The sequence below is a fragment of the Bartonella vinsonii subsp. vinsonii genome, from assembly GCF_902825235.1.
In the GTDB taxonomy this organism is placed as follows: Bacteria; Pseudomonadota; Alphaproteobacteria; order Rhizobiales; family Rhizobiaceae; genus Bartonella; species Bartonella vinsonii.
On the sequence record NZ_CADEAJ010000008.1, the window covers coordinates 85,576 to 104,888 of the forward strand.

At 36.8% G+C, this 19,313-nt stretch carries 12 protein-coding genes and 1 tRNA gene; 9 read left to right on the forward strand and 4 right to left on the reverse strand.

Translation table 11 applies throughout. The features are described from left to right. Positions 1–72 precede the first annotated feature (72 nt). The 3 genes from J7R12_RS06865 to hfq all read right to left on the reverse strand — a co-directional run bounded on the left by J7R12_RS06865 (position 73) and on the right by hfq (position 3,618). The gene (locus tag J7R12_RS06865) at positions 73–1,836 is read right to left on the reverse strand and encodes a hypothetical protein (protein WP_126603423.1); all 1,764 of its coding nucleotides are present in this window, start codon (positions 1,834–1,836) and stop codon (positions 73–75) included. 142 nt (positions 1,837–1,978) lie between these two features. Further along, the gene (hflX, locus tag J7R12_RS06870) at positions 1,979–3,322 is read right to left on the reverse strand and encodes a GTPase HflX (protein WP_126603424.1); all 1,344 of its coding nucleotides are present in this window, start codon (positions 3,320–3,322) and stop codon (positions 1,979–1,981) included. Positions 3,323–3,378: 56 nt separating this feature from the next. Further along, positions 3,379–3,618 (reverse strand): RNA chaperone Hfq, encoded by a 240-nt coding sequence (hfq, locus tag J7R12_RS06875; RefSeq protein ID WP_010705211.1) that lies wholly within the window; start codon positions 3,616–3,618, stop codon positions 3,379–3,381. Positions 3,619–4,184: 566 nt separating this feature from the next. Here hfq and J7R12_RS06880 point away from each other — a divergent pair. From J7R12_RS06880 to mazG, 8 genes are all read left to right on the forward strand, one after another. Beyond that, positions 4,185–8,762 carry a hypothetical protein gene (locus J7R12_RS06880; RefSeq protein ID WP_126603425.1) on the forward strand — a complete coding sequence of 1,526 codons (4,578 nt, stop codon included), beginning with the start codon at positions 4,185–4,187 and terminating at the stop codon, positions 8,760–8,762. A 758-nt stretch (positions 8,763–9,520) separates the two neighbouring features. Further along, positions 9,521–11,839 (forward strand): NADP-dependent malic enzyme, encoded by a 2,319-nt coding sequence (locus tag J7R12_RS06885; RefSeq protein ID WP_126603426.1) that lies wholly within the window; start codon positions 9,521–9,523, stop codon positions 11,837–11,839. 193 nt (positions 11,840–12,032) lie between these two features. Next, complete coding sequence (locus J7R12_RS06890) at positions 12,033–12,317, forward strand: acyl carrier protein (protein WP_126603427.1); 285 nt, start codon at positions 12,033–12,035, stop codon at positions 12,315–12,317. Positions 12,318–12,327: 10 nt separating this feature from the next. Beyond that, a complete protein-coding gene (locus J7R12_RS06895; RefSeq protein WP_126604039.1) occupies positions 12,328–13,503 on the forward strand; it encodes a beta-ketoacyl-ACP synthase in 1,176 nt (391 codons plus the stop codon). A 14-nt stretch (positions 13,504–13,517) separates the two neighbouring features. Next, complete coding sequence (locus J7R12_RS06900; RefSeq protein WP_126603428.1) at positions 13,518–14,792, forward strand: beta-ketoacyl-ACP synthase; 1,275 nt, start codon at positions 13,518–13,520, stop codon at positions 14,790–14,792. A 67-nt stretch (positions 14,793–14,859) separates the two neighbouring features. Next, the gene (locus J7R12_RS06905; RefSeq protein WP_126603429.1) at positions 14,860–15,888 is read left to right on the forward strand and encodes a zinc-binding dehydrogenase; all 1,029 of its coding nucleotides are present in this window, start codon (positions 14,860–14,862) and stop codon (positions 15,886–15,888) included. A 6-nt stretch (positions 15,889–15,894) separates the two neighbouring features. Further along, positions 15,895–16,824: a lipid A biosynthesis lauroyl acyltransferase gene (locus J7R12_RS06910; protein WP_126604040.1), complete on the forward strand. Its 930-nt coding sequence runs from the start codon at positions 15,895–15,897 to the stop codon at positions 16,822–16,824. 31 nt (positions 16,825–16,855) lie between these two features. Beyond that, the gene (gene mazG, locus J7R12_RS06915) at positions 16,856–17,677 is read left to right on the forward strand and encodes a nucleoside triphosphate pyrophosphohydrolase (protein WP_126603430.1); all 822 of its coding nucleotides are present in this window, start codon (positions 16,856–16,858) and stop codon (positions 17,675–17,677) included. Between the two features lie 71 nt (positions 17,678–17,748). Here mazG and J7R12_RS06920 read toward each other — a convergent pair whose 3' ends face one another. Continuing rightward, positions 17,749–18,126, reverse strand: a complete 378-nt coding sequence (locus tag J7R12_RS06920; protein ID WP_126603431.1) for an iron-sulfur cluster assembly accessory protein — start codon at positions 18,124–18,126, stop codon at positions 17,749–17,751. 673 nt (positions 18,127–18,799) lie between these two features. On the opposite strand from J7R12_RS06920, the gene J7R12_RS06925 reads away from it, so the two are divergent. Next, positions 18,800–18,876, forward strand: a tRNA-Pro gene (locus J7R12_RS06925). Positions 18,877–19,313 lie beyond the last annotated feature (437 nt).

The window sequence follows — 19,313 nt, forward strand, 5'->3', positions numbered from 1 at the left end:
TTTAAATATGTACTACAATTTTATTAGAAGACAAGCAGCGTACTATCATATGTCATGAGCTTTCTACGATATTTATGATGCAACCACACGGTAAATAGTCTTCGGAAACCTATTCACCATTTTCATCATCCAGTTTTGTTCATGAAAAGCAGTACTACAAATATAATAGTCTGTGAGCTTTGCAAATTGGTCAAATCCATATTTGGGTTCGCTCGCCATTTCTAAAATGATAAAATCATAATCCTTTTTAAATTCTTGTAAGAGATTCGGGATATCATTTGAAAAATCTTGCGCACAAACAGCACTTGTTAACCCTTGAGGAAGAATATCAACTCCCGTATCATAATCACGATAAATAACATCTTGAAACTGAGCATTACCCGTCAAAATATCACTCATCCCTCTATGTGGACCAATGACTTTCTCTATTTGTTGACCAGAAATATCCACCAAAAGAATTGTTTTATGCTCTTTTATAAGAAGCAAAGAGAGTTTTGCGGCCGTTCTTGCAGCCTCTGGCCCAATTATTGAAACAATCGTTGAAGCACGACATTTCAAAAAATCGGATAATTCCCCTATTGTCATAAAAGATTCATGACTTTTTATTCCGCTAGAGTCTAAAGTGCTCTCATCATTTTTAAAGTCATCTTCTTTCCGTTGATCTTTTTTTATTTCAGAGCATTGGTAAAATAAGAACAGTGCTACCAAAAGAGCAATTAAGCCTGCAAACACACTGATAATAACATTTTTTCCGTAAAGGGCCATAAGAGGCACTAATGTTGTTGGCACAACCACATGAATTTTTGTATTTTGCAACAGAAGAGAATCCTTACTCATCTCTTTATTTTGTGTATCCACCACTGTTCTTATTTTATTCTCAAGCTCGTTAAACATTTGTTTCAAAGACTGGGACTGTTCTTTTACAAAAAAGCTAATCCTTTTTTTGAGTTGTTGTTCAAATTCCGTTGCAAGAGCCTCATCTGAATGAACTTGATCAATCATTTGCAAAATTTTCTTCTCTAATTGATGAGAAATCACCTCTAATTCGGCAGTCATTGCTTTAATTTGAGGATGTGTCCATCCCAATTGTGCAACCATATGCGCTCTTTGTGTCTCTAAAAGATCACGTTTAGATTCTAGTGCAGAAATCATTGGATTGTTTGCAATAAAGGACAGAGACAATAAAGACTGCCCATTTTCCCGTATCATGTTAATCGTGGAATTCAAACTCGCTAAATGAATGCGCTTTAAAGTTGCTTGTGTTAATTGCACAGAAAGGTCATTAAGTTCTGATTGTTTTACATTGTGATAAATGAAAGAATTAACAGATGAACGAAATCCTTGCACGATATTGAGTATCTCAGTCTTATCATATTGTTGACCAACCTGCTGCTCTGTTAACAATAATTTTTTTTTCTGTTTTATGATTGCTTGTGAAAATGCGGAAAACCAAGTTTCTAATCCACGTCGAGCAGCTTCAAAGCTTCCTGCTTCAAAAGTAAGATCAATGAAATCACCATTACGAGACAAACGAATATTTTCATGAAAATCTTTTTTCTGAGAAGCATTTGAAGAAAAACTCTGTAAGAGTGGATCATTCAGAGGTACAGGCTGTAAAAATAAAGATGCAAGAATATTATTTTGTTTATGAATTGGTAATGGCTTTCCTGCAGAGTCAGACAAGGAAAATGTCAAAGTTGCTCTATATATCCGCGGCTGACTAAAGTCATATAATAACCAAATCGAAAATGCACACAGAACTGCGAGCAGCAAAACAATCAAAATATTTCGCGGGACCGTGCGTACAAACAGCCTTTTGTTACATTTAAGACTCATCTTTATTTCAACCAGTAAAATACTTCATATTTTTTTATTAAGAGAAAGTAGTAACTATCCTCTTAACTTGAAGTCATATTATTTTGAGAGAAGAAAAATGTAAAAATGCAAGAAATAAAGTACAGAAATATCTTAAAAAACTTTAATTCATATTTTTCTTGATATAATCGAGTTGTTTTTTTGCTTCAGAGGTAAGTACGGCTTTAATGGTAACAGAACCATCCTCATGCCCTTCCTGCATTATTTCACCAGAATTTTTATAAAACCAATCAATAAGTGGCATTTCATGAGGTCTTAAAAGACATTCAACGTTTTGCATTTCTCCAAAAATTCTCTTTTCAATAGCTGTTAATAATTGATCAAGTCCATCATTCATGAGTGCTGATACCATAACCGCAGGATTTAACCGTGTTTTGGCACTTGTTTGTAAAACATTCAATGCATGCTCATCTAAGAGATCAATCTTATTCCAAACTTCTATGATATGTTCTGTATCATCAATATCAATACCAAGACTTGAAAGAACTTCTAAAACATCTTTGGCATGCGCACGATGATCAAAATCTGACATATCTCTCACATGGAGAATGAGATCAGCTTCAACCACTTCTTCAAGAGTTGCTCTAAAAGCTGCAATCAAATGCGTTGGTAAGTTAGAGATAAAACCTACAGTATCAGATAAAAAAATAGTTTTCCCATGGGGCAGAATAACTTTGCGTAAAGTCGGATCAAGCGTTGCAAACAACATATCTTTAGCAAAAACATCCGCACCACTTAAACGGTTAAAAAGAGTTGACTTTCCTGTATTGGTATATCCTACTAAAGCAACAACAGGATGGGATGTTTTTTTTCTTTTAGCTCTATGAAGAGCACGTGTTTTTATAACTGTTTCCAATTCGCGTCGGATACGAGTGATTTTCTCTTGCAAAAGACGCCTGTCCGCTTCAACCTGAGTTTCACCAGGCCCTCCTAAAAAACCATAGCCTCCACGTTGTCTTTCCAAATGTGTCCAACTACGCACAAGTCTGCTTTTTTGATAAGATAGATGCGCTAATTCGACTTGCAAAACCCCTTCTTTTGTACGCGCACGATCCCCAAAAATTTCAAGAATTAAAGCCGTTCTATCGATAACTTTACACTTCCATAATTTCTCTAAATTACGCTGCTGCACTGGGGTTAAAAAATAATCTACAATGACAAGCTCAACGTAATATTCACTTATATAATGAGCAAGTGCATCTACTTTCCCTTTTCCAAACAAAGTTGCAGGACGGAGAGTGGCCATACTAATTGCTTCATAATAAACAACATCCAACCTTATAGCACGCGCTAACCCTAACGCCTCTTGAATTCGAGAAGATACTGAACAACTACCTGAGGCATTTTCACTTTTTTTTTCTTGACAAATTGGTACCAAAACAACAGTGGGCACCTGTTGTACAACTTGTGAAGGAAGTTCCCCAAATCTCTCATTTTCATTTAACATGGTAATCTAAAACACTTTATAAAATGGGATAAGAGATCTACAGTAAAATATCTTGTTTATTCAGAACTTTCACCTTCAAACATCTGTACAGGTTGCCCAGGCATAATTGTAGAAATAGCATGTTTATAAACCAATTGTGCATGTCCATCACGACGCAAAAGGACACAAAAACTGTCAAATGAGGTTACAATACCCGTTAGTTTAACGCCATTTACAAGAAAAATTGTAAGAGAAATTTTTTGCTTGCGCACTGTATTCAGAAATACATCTTGCAGGTGCTGTGATCGTTCTGCCATTATTCTTACACCTTTATCTCAAATTGCATAAAATACTCGTGCACGCATATCGACTGAAAAATATCCAATTGTCAACGTAGGAGCTTCAAAAATTAGCAAAAGACAGCTTTATATCAAGAAAAAGGCCCTCTACAATGATGAATATCATAACGCTTAAAAAACCATCATCAAATGTAAAAAAACTCAGCACCTTCATTTTTTACGAGCTGCTATGAAAAATACCCTTTTATAATGTGGATACCTTTAAAAATTATAACATTTTAGAGGCATATGGCTAATTTCTCTCATTTAGAATCAATAAAAATGAATGTAGTAGGCACATCATTCTACCTATAAATGAAAATTGTAAACAGTATTTTTATCTTCATTGCAATCATATACTATATTGTTTTTATTATATTTTATATCATTTATGAACAGGTTAAAAGAACCGCGTTAACTTTATCTTGATAAGTTTTTAATTTTTTTTCCAAAGCATATTCCTTTCTAAATAATTAACAGCTAGTATATCGGAATATCTGGAGGAGGACGTATCCCTTTTCCATCTGTAAGAGTACGAGGCGAGTATGGCACGCAGAACTAAGTTACAAACATTTGAAATTGAAGTTGAAGAAGCTCTTTCAGAAGCTATGAACTTTGATTTTAATAATGATGCGGCAATGGAAACAGTATCATCTAATAATTCTGAAAACGTCATTAATGTGGACGAATTAATTCAAAAGATTGCAATGGCAGAAGAAGAAATTTTTGCTGAAAATGATACTTCAACGCTTGTCTCAAATATTCATGATAATGCTGTTATTGATGAATCGGTTGTTGAACAGCTTTTCGCTTCAAAACCTAGTTCTGACCTTTCAGGTGGAACTGTTCATAATACATTGTTGTCTACACAACTTCTTCCCGCCAATGATGATATAACAACCCCTTTAAATTTTGGCTTATTAAAGCAGCGTTCTACTTCACGAATCTATTGGTGTACAACAGCGCTTAGTGCTCTATGGGCAACAGGGGGTGCTTTTATTGCGCATAAGCTTGCTCCTGCTGGTCTCAATTCCTTATCAAATATCACTACCTTTGTTACAACTCCAGCGGGATTGGCGGTAGCAGCTGGAACAGCAATCCCTATTCTTCTCTCTTGGGGATTTGCTCAATTAACAAAGCGTTCAAACGAATTGCATAATATTGCTCTTCTTATGACAAATGCCGCACAGCGCCTCAGTGAGCCACAACATATATCTGAAAAGCAAGCTATCGCTATAGGGCAAACCATTCGTGAAGAAGTTGCAGCTATGAACGAGGGAATTGAACGCACTCTTGGGCGTGCTGTTGAACTTGAAGCAATCATACAAGGGGAAGTCCATAATCTGGAACAAGCCTATGCTGAAAACGAATCACGCATACACACATTAATCAAAGAATTAAGCAATGAACGCATAGCCATTTTGAATCATGCTGATCGCGTACAGTCAACAATTAAAGGAACACAGGAACAACTGAGTGATGAATTTGGCTTAGTGACTTCCAAAATTGTTACCAATGTTGAAAAGCTTGCACAAACTCTTTCACAGACCTTACAAAAACAAGGGGAAGATCTTGTTGCAAAACTTTCCTATGCAGGTGATGGTGTAACAAATCAGCTTGTTAAAAAATTTAATGAAACCACAACCCAGATTCAGCAAAAAAACACAGCATTCTTTCATGAATTAGGGAAAAACTTTGATGGTTTTTCAGAACGTTTTGATAATAATGAAAAACAAATAGAAAAAGCCTTTAATGAAACAGCAGCTAAAGCTGAAATGCATATCGCTAAAATTGCAACCCATATACAAACAGCAACAGACCAGACTTTACAAAATGTTGATGAAAAGTTTAGAACGCTGGATGAATCCATTATTGATCGCAATCATCAATTTCTACAGAGCTTTGATGAGAAAATCATTCAACTCGATGAAAAAGCGTATAAACTCTCTTCCAAGTTTGATAACGTGACTTCAGAAGCGATTGAAGCTTTTGAAAACCGTTTAGCAACGGTTGATCTTTCTCTTAAAGAACACAGCAATTCCATAATTGAATCCTTCATTGCTCGCAGTCAAACTCTAGAAGATAATGCTGAAAAGCTTGGTAATTTCTTAGAAGCCCACGTTTCACAAATTAATGTAAATCTCCAAGAAAAAACAGCTGGTATTACCGAAGCGTTTACAAATGGACACGAATCTATCCTTTCTGCAATCGACAAAAGCAAAGAAAAGCTAAGAGAAGAAGTTCAGCATATTGATAATGCTATTATTGATATCATACAAGAGCGTTCGCAGGACTTCAAATTACAACTTTCTGATCAAAGAGCTCTTATGGCAGATATGCTCGATAACGAAAAGAATAAAATCGCTGAGACACTAAAAAATCAAATTGATGTTTTAGCTCAAAACACCTCAAATCTTGAACAGATTTTGGTTGATAATGTTCAAATCGTTGATCAGTATGCTGAAAATCACGTTGCAAATATAGTTCAATGCACAGAAAAACTACAAGAAGTCATTGTACAAAGTAGCCATACAACAAAAGAGGCCTTAGAAGCACAAGCCAGAAATATTGACATCCGTGCTGACGCTCTGCGTGACTCTTTAGCGATTAATAGTTTTTCTCTTAATGAAGTTCTTGCAGATCAAGCACGTGCACTCGAGCAGCGGATGGAAACAATCCATAATCTCATTACAAAAAGTGATATACATGTGGATATTGCATTAAAACAACAGATAGATTTAGTTGAGAATGCGATTGCTGCCAATAACAAGAACATTACAGAAACTGTTCAAGGTCATATTAAAAACCTCGAAAACCATGCCGAAATTTTAAAGAATACCCTCTCTCAATCGAGTGGTACATTCTTTGAAACCCTTGAAACAAGCATGGAATCGTTTGATACAAAACTGGAAGTTCGTGCACATAAAATTTTTGAACGTGCAACAACATTAGAAGAAACATTGTCCGAAAAGCTTGGTCAAGTATGTGAAACTATTGAGATGCAAACATCCGCTTTTGAAGAACGCTCTGACACATTAAAAACATCTATCATGCTTAATAATGAACAAAGTCAGATCATTCAACAAGCGCTGGAAACAAACATTGATAATATGCGCATCACATTAGAAGATTCCGTAAATACAGTCACAGATAACTTGCATAACAAGATTATAAAGGCCTCTGATATTCTTTCTTCTACAGGTGAACAAATTCTTTCATCTGTTACAAATGTCGCTGTACAAGCAGAAAATATTCTCTCGGAATCTGGAGATCGCATTGTATCAAACGTTAAACAAACAGTTTATGATACCAGTGAAAAAGTTTTGTCTGTTTTTTCTGAGCAAACAGCCCATACTGTCGAAGCCTTCGCAACAGCCAGTCATAATGCACAAGCATTATTGAATGAAACAATTCACACTTCAACAATCACAATTGAACAAGTCCTTAACGAACGGTGCAATGTTCTTCATCACTCCATGCAGAATCTTAAAAATAATTTAGGATATCAGCTTTCTGATGTAAGCAGCCGTCTGGAAGAAGCAAAGAATCAAACAGCTACTCAAATTTCAGAACATGTTGGAAAAATCACAGAGTTAACAAACCATTTAAACCAAGCTGCGCAAAGTACAACGGAGTCAATTGGTTCTTTAACGCAGCATATTGGTGAACAACTCTCCCTCTCAACACAAGATGCCGAACAAAGGATTTATGCACACAGTGAATCTCTCGTAAATAGTTTGGCACAAACCAACTCTGAAACACTTCAAACAGTAACTGCTATGAAGGAAGACCTTGTCAATAATGTCTCATCTATCATTGCGCAATTGAATCAGTCGATTTACAGCTTTCATGAAAATAGCAATGTTTTATTATCAGCAGTTCAAAATATTGACGGTCAATTTAGCGAGACTGCAAATAACTTTTTCCGCAACACTAACCAAGTAGCAGAGCATTTATCAGCCTCAAATCAAGCGCTCAATAGCAATATTGAGATTTTGCAAGGACTTTCACAAAACACATTTGAACAAATTGGTCACATAACAAGTAGTTTCAGTAAACATGCTGAAACACTTTCTGAAGCTATTCAAGTTTTAGAACAGTCCGAAAATTCGCTTAATGCAACACTTGAAGAAAAACACAACACGCTCTCTGCATTAAGCAATGCTCTTGTTTCAAAATCTAATGAAATCAATCAATTGATTGAACATTATGAAAATGTTCTCAGCTCAGCGCTTGAACGCACTGACAAAAATGCGCGGAATTCCACACATTCACTCCAACAATCACTTAATCAACTCATTAATGAAGCTTCAACGCGTTTTTCAGGAGCAACAGAAGATATACGTCGCTCAGCTGATGAAGTTCGTTTAGAACTTTCAAAAATTAATCATGATATTCATGAGAGTGTTCAAAAACTACCTGCAACGACAAAAGAAACAACGCAAACAATTCGCACCGCTCTCAATGAACAAATTACAGCCTTAAAGGACTTAGCAAGTGTTATACAAAAAACGGATCAAAATAATGCACAAAGTAATGCAAATGAGCAGCTAATATCGACAATTCCTACATCTTCAACACTTCCAAGAAGGGATAGGAATTCCCCTGAATTCATTAAGAAGATAATACCCCCTAAGCCTATTTTACAACAAGACCAAAGCAAAAAAAGGCAAAATAAATGGGTATCAAACCTTTTAGAACGAGCTTCGCGTGAAGAAACTTGGTATGATGAAAGCCCTGATAATGCGGTGTTTGCCCCAGTACAAACAAAATCGCGTCCTGCAAATGAGTCTCTTAACACATTAGCAGCAGGTATAGTGCGGGCTATTAATCACAATGCTGTTGTTGAGCTATGGGATCATTTTCGACGTGGACAAAAAAACATCGTGACGGAACGCCTTTATACTTTAAATGGAAAAACCATATTTGAAATGATTAAGAAAAAATATATGAACGATGTTGATTTTAAACGCTCAGTGAATCAATATGTTGCAGATTTTGAAAAACTACTACATGATGTATCCCACGGCTCTGGTTCTTCCAACTCAGTTCGAAAATATCTGATATCGGATACTGGAAAAGTTTACACTATGCTTGCTCATGCGAGTGGTCGCATTCAATAGACAACAATAAAAGTGGAGAAAATATTTTTTCCACTTTTTGTATTTATAAACTTATCATCATGGAATGCACTGCTTGCAAATGTAGCATTGTGTAGAAGTTTGATAGATGATTGGCATTCTGTTTTCTTTGATATTCTAAACAATATTAATTACCACTAACGTACCCTCGAAATAAGGATAAGTATTTCCCCTGCTTTACGCCTCTTATACAAATTTAAACCTATTGTAGAAACAAACTCTCTATAAAACGCTCAATTTATGGATTTTCTAGCCAAAACTTTATTCATTAAAATACACATATCTATCTACATGCATAGATTCATTCCATCAGTGCTTATTAAAATGATACAAGCAGTTTAGAATTTTAAAATAATGGTTTATGAAACACACACTGACTATAAGTATGTATAAAGCTGGAGTTTATAAAAACTAGGTTAAATGAATAAATTTTCTCTTCTGCTTTTTTTGCCAGCATTGCAAAAAAAATAACTGCTTGGTAATGTAAGCATCAATAATATTATACTTGTCTTTTTAAATAACGCACTTCCGCAAATTTCTGTTAAGAAAAAAAATTAATCGTGCTGTTATCAATGCAATTGTTAAGGGGCGCAAATAAAAAGAAATATCAAACTGATTTAATGCTCCAGAAAAGTTTTCTCGTGCATTTTTTATTCAGAGAAAAGAGAGCTACCAGTGGATGAAATTTGTCATAGATGGAAAATCTCACATAAACATATACTAACTTGGATATCATAAAAATGTCTATAGAACGAAAGAGTAATTTCAGTTCACAAAAAGTTGAACTTGACAGTGCCGCACTTTTTTATCACCAACATCCAAAACCCGGAAAGTTGGAAATACAAGCGACAACACCTCTTGATAATCAGCGTGACCTAGCTCTTGCTTATTCTCCAGGTGTCGCTGCACCATGTCTTGCAATTCATAAAGATCCAAATCTTGCTGCGCAATATACTTCTCGTTCTAATTTAGTCGCTGTTATATCAAATGGAACTGCTGTTCTTGGACTAGGAAATATTGGTCCCCTCGCCTCAAAGCCCGTTATGGAAGGAAAAGCCGTTTTATTTAAAAAATTTGCGAATATTGATGTTTTTGATATTGAAATTGATGCCCCCAATATTGAGCAAATGGTAGAAACTGTATCTGCCTTAGAACCTACATTTGGTGGTATTAATCTTGAAGATATTAAGGCTCCTGAATGTTTCGAAATCGAAGAAAGACTTCGCTCTCGAATGAATATTCCAGTTTTCCATGATGACCAACATGGAACTGCTATTATTGTTTCTGCAGCCGTACTAAATGCTTTAAATCTTGCTGGGAAAAAAATTGAAAATGCAAAAATAGTTACCTCAGGTGCGGGTGCCGCAGCTTTAGCTTGTATTAACCTTTTAGTTCGCCTTGGAGCAAAAGTTGAAAATATTTGGCTTAGCGACTTAGAGGGAGTGGTTTATAAAGGTCGCACAACCCTTATGGATCGTTGGAAAATCAATTACGCACAAGAAACTGAAGCACGCACTTTATCCGAAATTATTGATAATGCAGATGTTTTTTTAGGCGTTTCAGCAGGGGGTGTTTTAAAACCTGAATATCTGAAAAAAATGGCTTCAAATCCATTAATTTTAGCACTCGCTAATCCAACACCAGAAATTATGCCAGAAGAAGCACATTCCGTGCGGCCAGATGCAATGATTTGCACAGGACGCTCTGATTATCCCAATCAGGTCAATAATGTTCTTTGTTTTCCCTATATCTTTCGTGGTGCATTAGATGTTGGTGCTACCGCAATTAATGAAGAAATGAAAATGGCTGCAGTTCATGCGATTGCAGCTCTCGCCCGCGAAGAAACTTCAGATATTGCAGCACGTGCATACTCCAAAAAACCACCCAGTTTTGGTCCAGACTATCTGATTCCATCTCCCTTTGATCCACGTTTAATACTGCGCATTGCTCCTGCTGTTGCGAAAGCAGCAATGGAGACTGGTGTTGCAGTTCGTCCCATTGAAGATATGGAAGCCTATCATGATATTCTTAACCGATTTGTGTTCCGTTCTGGTTTAATGATGAAACCCGTTTTTGCTGCTGCAAAAACAGCAAAACGTAAACGTGTGATTTATGCGAATGGTGAAGATGAACGCGTACTTCGTGCAGCACAAATTGTTCTTGAAGAACAAACTGCAATACCTATCCTCATTGGCCGTCCCCATGTCGTGGAAGCAAGACTAAAGCGCTTTGGTTTAAGAATTCGCCCCGGCATAGATTTTGAACTTACAAATCCAGAAGATGATCCACGTTTTCGTGATTATGTTAACTTATTTCTTCGTTACACAGGAAGACGTGGTGTTTCACCCGATGTTGCAAAAACAATTGTAAGAACATCAACAACAGCAATTGCAGCCCTCGCCGTAATGCGTGAAGAAGCTGATGCAATGATTTGCGGCTTAGAAGGACGTTTTGAACGTCATCTTGAATTGATTGACCAAATTATTGGACTTGATTCAAATGTTCGTCATTTTTCTGCTGTGAGTTTGCTTATTTCTTCACGTCGTACTCTTTTTCTAACAGATACTTACGTTAATGAAGATCCTTCTGCAGAAGAAATAGTAGAAATGACGGTACTGGCAGCACAAGAAATTGAAGCGTTTGGTATAACTCCAAAAGCAGCATTATTATCACACTCAAACTTTGGCTCAAAAAATACAGAAAGTGCGCGTAAAATGCGCCGCGCAACCGAAATTCTTGCTAAACTATATCCAAATTTAGAAGCTGATGGAGAAATGCACGGTGATGCAGCACTTTCTAAAGTTTTTCGTGATCGTGTTTTTCCTGATTCACGCCTCACAGGCGAAGCTAATTTGCTTGTCTTTCCAACACTTGATGCGGCGAATATAACACTCAATCTCGTAAAAAATCTTACCAATGCACTTCATGTTGGACCTATTTTAATCGGCGCCTCACGTCCTGTACATATCCTGACACCTTCAGTCACTTCACGAGGAGTCGTGAATATGACAGCTCTTGCAGTCCTCGCAGCCAATAGGAAAAAATCCATAATAAGATAAATAAAAACAAGTAAACTCAAAATAAAATTTTAATTTTTTTACAGCCTTTAAACATATCATTTCATGAACTGTAAATTTGTTTACTCTATAGAAAGATAATTATATTCTAAGTCTTTTTTTCAAACGGAAAAAAGACTAAAAAAGAACAATAAATATATTTGAATTTATCAACTCTATAATAAGGAATCGTACATTGTCCTCTACGTTTGATAAAGTTGCTGATATTATCGCAGAAATCAGTGAAATTGACCGCAGCACAATCACACCTGAAAGCCATACAATTGATGATTTGGGAATCGATAGCCTTGATTTTCTTGATATTGTTTTCGCTATTGATAAAGCTTTTGGGATTAAAGTTCCACTAGAGCAGTGGACACAAGAAGTCAACGAAGGTGCAATTGCTACTGAAGAATATTTTGTTCTAAAAAATCTTTGTGCAAAAATTGATGAACTTGTCGCCATAAAACAGGCGGAATAATTTTTTGACCATGCATGATCACGCTGTCTTCATTACTGGTATAGGACTCATAAGCTCTCTTGGTGAAGGCGCAGGTCATCATTGGGATCTTTTGAATAATTCCACAGTTACACCAAATCTTGATAGTACAACTTTTCTACCCTACACTGTCCATAAATTGCCTGAAGTTGATTGGAGTTTACAAATTCCCAAAAAAAGTGATCAACGGCAAATGGGCACGTGGCAACGCCTTGGTACCTATGCAGCAGGCCTTGCTCTTGATGATGCAGGCATGAAAAACAATGAACAATTAACATCAACAATGGATATGATTGTCGCAGCAAGTGGCGGAGAGCGCGATATTGTCGTTGATACACAAATTCTTTCTAAAGCACGTACAGCAGCTGATCCTGCTTCCATGTTAAATTCGGTCCTTTCGACTGAACTTCGTCCCACTTTGTTTTTAGCACAACTGTCAAATCTTTTAGCTGGCAATATTTCAATTGTTCATAAAGTTACCGGCTCTTCTCGCACCTTTATGGGCGAAGAAGGCAGTGGACTTTCTGCACTGCAAATTGCTGCAGCGCGTATTCGATCAGGGCAAAGTACACATGTATTGATAGGAGGCTCTTATAATGCACAGGGCTATGATATGTTGTTAGCCCATGAACTTGGAAACCTCTTAACACGAGGTGGGTGGGCGCCAGTGTGGGAACGTAAAAATTATCCTGGTGGCGGTGTTATAACTGGCTCTGGTGGTGTCTTTCTAGTTCTTGAAAGTGAAGCACATGCAAAAAAACGTAATGCACGTGCTTATGCTGAAATTAAGCAGATTATCACAGATCAAACAGACAGAACAAAAATTTCACTTCAAGAATCAATTGTATCAATGTTGAAAACAATCAAAGCAAAATCTGCTTTAGCTATTTCAGCTGCTTCAGGGTTTCATGAGGTGACAAAAGCAGAACAAAACGCTCTTGAAGATTCTGATATTTTTTACCGTGGAATTACAACATTATTTGGTTATATGCGAGAAGCCCAACTTCCTTTAGCACTTGCACTTGCTGCTCTTGCTATTGAAAAAAAACACTGTTTCCCAGCATTAAGTGCTCCTGAAAAGCCTTTTCTAAAAGAAATACGTGAAGCATTTGTTACAACCATTGGTATAAAAAGAGCTGAAGGTGTGGTCCGCCTAACTGCTGTTTAAGGGAGATTGCCATAGTGAAATATCATGATCATCTTGGGCGTCCACTTGTCGCAATAACTGGAGCAGGAATTGTGACATCACTGGGAAAAGGGAAAAATGAAAATTGGCAAAAATTAACAAGTGGTGTGAGCGGCATTCATAAAATCACACGCTTTCCTGTTGAAGGATTAAATACACGTATCGCTGGAACCGTTGATTTTCTAAAAGAAAGCACGCTTGGTGCTTCAGCTCTTTCTGAAAAACTTGCAGATCTCGCGGCAGAAGAAGCTTTAGCGCAAGCAGCTCTTGATAAAACGAATTTTAATGGACCACTCTTTTTAGCAGCTCCTCCTGTTGAGCTAGAGTGGGCAGCACGTTTTACTCTTGATCAAAAGGAGACATGTATTAGTGAGCCTTCCTATGCGCGTCTTCTTGAAATCTGCAGCCATAATCTTCACGAAACATTCTTTGAAAGCACACAATTTGGTGCAATCGCAGCAAATCTTCAAAGAAAAATTGGGACAAAGGGACTTCCAATTACACTTTCAACCGCTTGCGCATCTGGTGCAACAGCAATTCAATTAGGTGTTGAAGCTATCCGACGGGGAGAAACAAATCGTGCACTCACAGTTGCTACAGATGGTTCTGTTTCGGCAGAATCTCTCATCCGCTTTTCGTTATTATCTGCTCTTTCAACCCATAATGATCCTGCAGAAAAAGCAGCCAAACCCTTTAGCCGTGATAGAGATGGTTTTGTTATGGCAGAAGGATCAGGTGCTCTTGTTCTTGAATCTCTTAAAAGCGCATTAGATCGTAATGCCATAGTTTTAGGAATTTTGGCTGGCTGTGGAGAGACAGCCGATGATTTTCATCGTACACGTTCAAAGCCCGATGCATCCCCAGCAATTGGATCAGTCCGCAAAGCCCTAGATGACGCAAAAATAACCATCAATGAAATTGACTACATTAATGCCCATGGAACCTCAACACCTGAAAATGAAAAGATGGAATATCTCGCATTATCAACAGTCTTCGGTAATATTTTAGAACATATTCCTGTTTCTTCTAATAAATCAATGATTGGACACACATTAACTGCTGCTGGCGCCATTGAGGCTGTTTTTTCGCTTTTAACTATCCAATCGGGGATACTTCCCCCTACCATCAATTATGATGATCCTGATCCTGCTATCCCTTTAGACGTTGTTCCTAACCATAGCCGTAAAGCACATGTCAATGCGGTTTTGTCAAACTCATTTGGATTTGGAGGTCAAAATACAAGTCTTGTTATCACTGCATATAAAAGATAATCCTTTTTATATTGATCAAACTTTGTAACATTTAACTTAACGGCCATATACATCAAGGGGGATAATAATGCGTGCTCTGCAACTATTAAATGACCGCCAACTTAAAATCACTGATATTGCCACACCACCACCACCTAATCCCGATGAAGTAACGGTACGTATAAAAGCCGTCGCTCTCAATCATATTGATGTATGGGGCTGGCGTGGTATGGCCTTTGCTAAAAGAAAAATGCCACTCATCATTGGCGCAGAAGCTTCCGGTGAAGTTATACAATTAGGGAATCATGTTAAAAATTTATACCTCGGACAAATTGTTTCCATTTACGGTGCGCAAACCTGTGGAATATGCCAAGCTTGTCGTGAAGGGCGTGATAATCTCTGCAGTCAAGTAAAAGGCGTCTACGGTTTTCACCTTGATGGATTTGCCTGTGAACTTGTCAATTTACCAGCACGCCTCTTGGTCCCTGCTCCACCAGAATGTGATGAACTGCAAGCAGCTGTTGCTCCCATTACTTTCGGCACTGTAGAACATATGCTTTTTGATAATGCAAAACTACAAGCAGGAGAAACAATACTGATACAGGCAGGTGGTTCTGGTATCGGTTCAGCAGCCATTCAACTCGCCAAACACATGGGATGCACAGTTATTACAACTGTAGGCTCAGATGAAAAAATTGCAAAAGCACAATCTCTTGGGGCAGATCATGTTATTAATTACCGCAAAGACCGGTTTGAAGGCGTTGTCCGCAAATTAACGCAAAAAAAAGGTGTTGATGTTGTCTTTGAGCACGTAGGAGCCGACACATGGAGCGGTTCTTTGTTGTGTATGAAACGAGGGGCACGCTTAGTAACTTGTGGTTCAACTTCTGGAGTGACAGCACCATTAAATCTTATGCAGTTATTCCAACAACAACTTAAGATATTTGGTTCATTTGGCTGTCGTATAGAAAATATGCAAAACGCCATGTGGAAAATGGCAAAAGGTTTTGTTCATCCTATCATTGATACAATTGTTGGATTTGATGAAATTGATACAGCTTTAAAACGCATGGAAAGCCGAGATATTTTCGGTAAAATTATTCTTAAAATCGATTAATTTATGATGAAGTTTTATATTAAAATTTTTATGTATCGTATTAAAATTATAGCAAAAAAATTATTTTATTTGTTATGGGGATATTTTCTCATTGGTTCTTTATTCATTTTAAAATATTTTCCTACCAACATTGGATTTTCTTTCTTTTCTTGGTTAGCAAAGACATTTGGTCCTCTTGTCCATCGTCATCAAATCGCGCTTGCAAACCTTAAAGCTGCATATCCAGAAAAAACAGAAGAAGAGCTGCATGCAATTGCAATAGAAATGTGGGAGAATATAGGGCTGTTCCTAGCCGAATATATTTTTCTTGATAAAATTTTTGATTTTGATCCTCATGCGGACCAAGAAGGTCTTATTGAAGTTAAAGGTGCTGAGATATTTCAGCGACTAAAAAATGAAAAGAAACCACATATTTTTTTCACAGCGCATACTGGAAATTTCGAACTTCTTCCTATATGTGCACAAAGTTTTGGCCTGAATGTTACAGTGCTTTTTCGGCCTCCCAATAATCCCTATATAGCAAAACGAGTCCTTAAAGCCAGACAAACTTCTATGGGGCATCTCATACCATCTAAAGCTGGGGCCGCTTGGTCACTAGCAGCCAAGTTAGCAGAAGGTGAAAATGTTGGTATGCTCGTTGATCAAAAGTTTCGTCGAGGTGTTTTAGGAACATTTTTCAATAGGCCACTTAAAACAAATCCTTTAATTATAAAACTCGCACGACAATATAATTGTGATATCTATCCAGCACGCTGTATCCGGCTAGCTGGAGGGCGTCATCGTTTAGAGTTGTATGAATCTATAAAGCTTCCACTTGATGAAAAAAATGAGATTGATATAGCTGCTTCCACACAAAAATTAAATGATATTGTCGAAAGTTGGGTACGTGAATATCCCGGACAATGGACGTGGTTACATAGACGTTGGGATAATTGACATATTCATAACATTTATAGGAAAGGCATCAATGAACCCGTCAAAAGAGATCAATGATCTTATCGCAATCGTTTCAGCATTACGAAACCATGAGAGCGGATGTGTTTGGAATATAAAACAAACATTTGAATCTCTCATACCCTATATGCTTGAAGAAGTTTACGAAGTTATCGATGCCATTGAACGCAAAAACTGGACAGATATTTGCGACGAACTCGGTGATCTTCTTTTACAAATCGTCTATCATGCCACAATTGCGCAAGAAGAAGGTCGTTTTTCTTTTGAGGATGTTGTTTACGCAATTACTGCAAAAATGATTCGCCGTCATCCTCATGTTTTTGGAAATACAGAGCAAAAAAAACGTGGTTTTGTAGCGGAAGAATGGGAAAATATCAAAAAAAGAGAACAGGCTGAACAGAGAAAATGCTGCAAAGAAGCAAACTTACCAGATGATCCCACAACAACCATTCTTGCAAAAGTAAAAAAAATCCAGCCAGCAGAACAAGAAGCACTCGCTTTACAAAAAGCAGCAGCTAAAGTGGGGTTTGATTGGCATGAAAATCATGAATTTTTTACAAAAATTGAAGAAGAATTCAATGAACTCAAAGAAGCCATTAAAGATCATAAAACGTCAGATATAGAAGCAGAGTTCGGTGACCTTTATTTTACCTTGCTTAATCTTGCACGCCACTTGAATATCGATGCACAAAAAGCATTAAAAAAAACAAACACAAAATTTCGAAATCGTTTTACCTATATTGAAGAAAGTATTTCCACTCAATCTAAAACACTAGCTGATGTATCTTTAGAGGAAATGGAAGCTCTTTGGAATAAAGCAGAAAGTAAGAAATAGGACAAACATCAGATTTCACCAACCTCCAAAATCAAGAAATCATCAAATTATTCAATAGAATCCTATTAAACTCAATTGGCTTTATCTGTTTTATTTGACTGATTTTGTGAGGCAGGACGGAGTTCTACCGATTCACCACATCCACATGCTGAAACTTGATTAGGATTTTTAAAGACAAAACCGGAACGAAGTGTCGTTACTTCGTAATCCACCTGTGTCCCTAATAAAAATAATACTGCATCATGTGCTATAAAAACACGCGCGCCATTAACTTCCACAACATCTGCATCCAACTCCTCTTCCTTTACAAGAGTAATTGTATATTCCATCCCCGCACACCCGCCTTTTTTAATACCAATAAGAATGCCATATGCCCCCTTCGCATCCATAATCGCCTTAACACGATCTACTGCAGATTCCGTCAAATTTATTACCGAAAAACGGCTCATCACTTACTCTTTTCTTGCTCAATAAACATTTCGAAATGTGTTCTATTTATGATATTTTATCTGATAGCTTAAAAATAAAATAATAAGATATAGATTAAAATGTTTTGATCTTTTCTTATAGAGATCAAATCCTCATATCCAATGACTTTTATTTATGACTGTCAGTCTTAAAATTTCTCTTTCATTGTCCTTGTGACATTATGCAAGAAAGTATTTTTACAAAAATCATAAATAAAGCAACTACGAATGCAAAAAATATACGTGGCATTCTTATTTCTGTTAAAAAAACATTTTCCAATGTCATATATCTCTTCATATGCTGATAAAAATATTCGCCTTTTTGGACAATTGCCGATAGACAAATAGAAAGCTTTAAAAGGCTTGTCTCATTTTTCAAGAAAACATAAACAGACTTAGCAACACAAAGCTCTTACCTCGTACTTTACAATCTATATAAAATAATTAAATAAACATATGTACAGAACTAACTATAAAATCAACAAAACCAAGAGCTCAACAATCTTAATTATCTCTCACTAAATAAAAAACCATTGGAGTGAAAAGTTCTTTATTCCATAAGTTTTCTTTAAAAATGCAAAAGCATTTTAAATTTTATTCTCTTTATTTTTCTCTTGCCTTTAAAGAAACAGTCGTTTAGTCGTTCTACACAGTTCGGAGCGTAGCGCAGCTTGGTAGCGCACTTGACTGGGGGTCAAGGGGTCGTGGGTTCGAATCCCGCCGCTCCGACCACTTCTTTTCTAGAAAAAATATCAGTAAACACAATTGTAGCTTGCCACCAAGTTTTGTATATTTTGACAGTAGGTTTTGTACCAATTTATTTTTTTAAAAGGGATTTAAGGTTTATTGAGTGCCGCTTTCGTGCGGTTTATTTTCCTTTGCTAAACATCACAATTTACAATGGTCAGTTTTTTGCTGTAAGCGCATAATTTGATACCTAAAATGTGTAAAACATGAGTGCAGAACACCACAAAATTTTGTATAATTTATATCATATTTTGTAAAAAATACCCCCTTTTCAAAGAATTTTCATTTTTTCAAAGGGTTCTCACAGGGTCTTCAAAGACCTTTCAAAGGGTATTTAAAGCCCCCTTTCATGAATCTTTTTTTCTTTTCTTAAAGATAGCAATTTGAGATGATCAGTTCCTTACTGGGAATCACATTATTGG